This window comes from Saliniramus sp. (assembly GCF_035311605.1).
GTDB lineage: Bacteria > Pseudomonadota > Alphaproteobacteria > Rhizobiales > Beijerinckiaceae > Saliniramus.
This window is the reverse complement of record NZ_DATGCW010000138.1, coordinates 1-2446: the sequence shown is the minus strand read 5'-3', so window position 1 is coordinate 2446 and position 2446 is coordinate 1. Positions and strand designations below refer to the sequence as shown.

At 65.0% G+C, this 2446-nt stretch carries 3 protein-coding genes; all 3 read right to left on the bottom strand.

Features of this window, described 5'->3' with window-relative positions; all coding sequences use genetic code 11:
- Positions 1-220 precede the first annotated feature (220 nt).
- Complete coding sequence (gene gcvPA / locus VKP01_RS06760; RefSeq protein ID WP_324411400.1) at positions 221-1564, bottom strand: aminomethyl-transferring glycine dehydrogenase subunit GcvPA; 1344 nt, start codon at positions 1562-1564, stop codon at positions 221-223.
- Between the two features lie 228 nt (positions 1565-1792).
- Positions 1793-2170 carry a glycine cleavage system protein GcvH gene (gene gcvH / locus VKP01_RS06755; protein ID WP_324411399.1) on the bottom strand — a complete coding sequence of 126 codons (378 nt, stop codon included), beginning with the start codon at positions 2168-2170 and terminating at the stop codon, positions 1793-1795.
- 27 nt (positions 2171-2197) lie between these two features.
- A partial coding sequence (locus VKP01_RS06750; RefSeq protein WP_324411398.1) for a glycine cleavage T C-terminal barrel domain-containing protein occupies positions 2198-2446 on the bottom strand: 249 nt, incomplete at its 5' end.

The following is a 2446-nucleotide window of genomic DNA, read 5'->3' as shown; positions in this document are numbered from 1 at the left end:
CTCCGGCTCGTCGAAATCGACGCCGGTGGTCTCGTAGCGCCCGGATTCGAAGATCAGCGCCTCTTCCTGCAAAAGAGCGCGGTTGCCGGTGAAGGTTCCGGTATCGGCGGTGATCGCGCCGTCGCCGGCCGAAGTGGGGCGTCCCTGGCGGTTCAGCATGATGATTCTCCGTGGGTGGAGGAAAGAATAGTCGTGATTGGGGAAGTGCCGGTCGCGTCGATCACCCCAGCACCTCCTTCAGTGCCGCGACATAAGCCGCGCGGTCGTCTTCGGTATTGACCTCGGTGGAGGCGACGAGCAGCAGGTCGTCACAGCCGGCATCGGGGGCAAGGCGTGAATACGGCACGCCGCCCAGAACACCCTTGTCGGCGAGCGCCTCGACCACTTTCGCCGCATCTTTCGGCAGCTTCAGCGTGAACTCGTTGAAGAACGCGCCGGTGATCACCTCGATGCCGGGCACGCCCGCGAGCGCGTCGGCGAGCGCCACGGCATTGGCGTGGTTGACCCGGGCCAGACGCTGCAGGCCAACCTGGCCGAGCAGGGTCATATGGATGGTGAAGGCGAGGCAGCACAGACCCGAATTGGTGCAGATATTCGAGGTCGCCTTGTCACGGCGGATATGCTGCTCGCGGGTGGAGAGCGTCAGCACGAAGCCGCGCTTGCCCTCGGCATCCACCGTCTCGCCGCACAGGCGCCCCGGCATCTGGCGCACGAATTTCTGGCGCGCGGCGAAGAGCCCGACATAGGGGCCGCCGAAATTCAGGCTGTTGCCGATCGACTGGCCTTCGCCCACGACGATGTCGGCGCCCATCGCGCCGGGCGGCTTGATCAGGCCAAGCGACATCACCTCGGTAAAGGCGGCGATGAGGAGCGCACCATGGGCATGCGCTTTCTCGGCGATCTTCGTCAGATCACGCAGATTGCCGAACACATCCGGCGTCTGCACGACGACGCAGGAGGTCTCGTCGTCGATCGCGGCGATGATGTCCTCGTCGGCGCGCGGGTCAGCCGGCAGCGACACGACCCTGTCGCCCGACATCTGCGACAGGGTCTCGATCACATCGGCATAATGGGGATGCAGCCCGCCCGAGAGCACCGCCTTGCCACGCTTCGTGACACGGTGCGCCATCAGCACGGCTTCGCCGGCGGCGGTGGAGCCGTCATACATGGAGGCATTGGCCACATCCATGCCGGTCAGCGCCGCCACCTGGGTCTGGAATTCGAACAGGTATTGCAGCGTGCCCTGCGCGATTTCCGGCTGATAGGGAGTGTAGCTCGTGAGGAATTCCGAGCGCTGGATGACGTGATCGACGGTCGCGGGCACATGGTGCTTGTAGGCACCGGCCCCCACAAAGAAGGGCACGGAACTCGCCGTCACGTTGCGTCCGGCCATCCGGCCCAGAATGCGCTCGACCTCCATCTCGCCCTTGCGGCGCGGCAGGTCCAGCGGTTCGGTCAAGAGTTTGTCCGCCGGGACGTCGGCGAACAGATCGTCGATCGCATCCACGCCGATCTTCGCGAGCATCTCGCTGCGATCATCAGGGGACAGGGGCAGATAACGCATGGTTTTCTCCGCAGCTTCGTTCGAAGCGGTTTCTCGCTGCCGCTTTGTGGGTCCGACCGCCGCGATCATGCGCGGCGGAAAAATCATCGTTGCAGGGGACACTCTGACCAGATGTGTCAGCGCGCCCGGTTCTCAACCTGTTGGCTCTCACCGTGTCCTTGGTGCAGTGTCCTTCCCGCCCTGTCCCCGCCTTCGCGAGAACAGGGCGCAGGGCGGGCGATTTCCGTCTCAGGAAATCGACTTCACATAGGCCTGGTAGTCTTCCTCGCTCATCAACTCGTCGAGCTCGGAGGTATTGGCGATCTTGAGCTTCAGGAACCAGCCGGCGCCGGCGGGATCCTCGTTGATGGTGCCGGGCGCGGCTTCGAGATCGCCGTTGACTTCCACGACTTCGCCCGAGACCGGCGCATAGACTTCACTCGCCGCCTTCACACTCTCGACCACGGCCGCCTCGCCCCCTTTCTCGAGTGCCTTGCCGGCCTCGGGGAGCTCCACATAGACCACGTCGCCCAACTGGCTCTGGGCGTAATCGGTGATGCCGACAATGCCGGTATCGCCATCGATGCGAATGTATTCGTGGTCCTTGGTGTAGCGGGTCGTGGACATGGCGTGCCTCCTGCGGCTCGGTTGGCGTCAGCGCTTGTAGCGATGTTCGGTGAAGGGGAGTTTCGCGACCCTGGCCGGCTGGGCCTTGCCGCGTACGATCAGATGAAGGGCGGTGCCGGGCTCGGCATGCAGCGTCGCGACATAACCCATGGCCACGGGGCCGCCGACGCTGGGGCCGAACCCGCCCGAGGTGACGATGCCAATCTCCGCGCCGTCGGGCGTTGCGATCACCGTGCCCTCGCGGGCCGGTGCGCGGCCTTCGGGCAGGATGCCGAC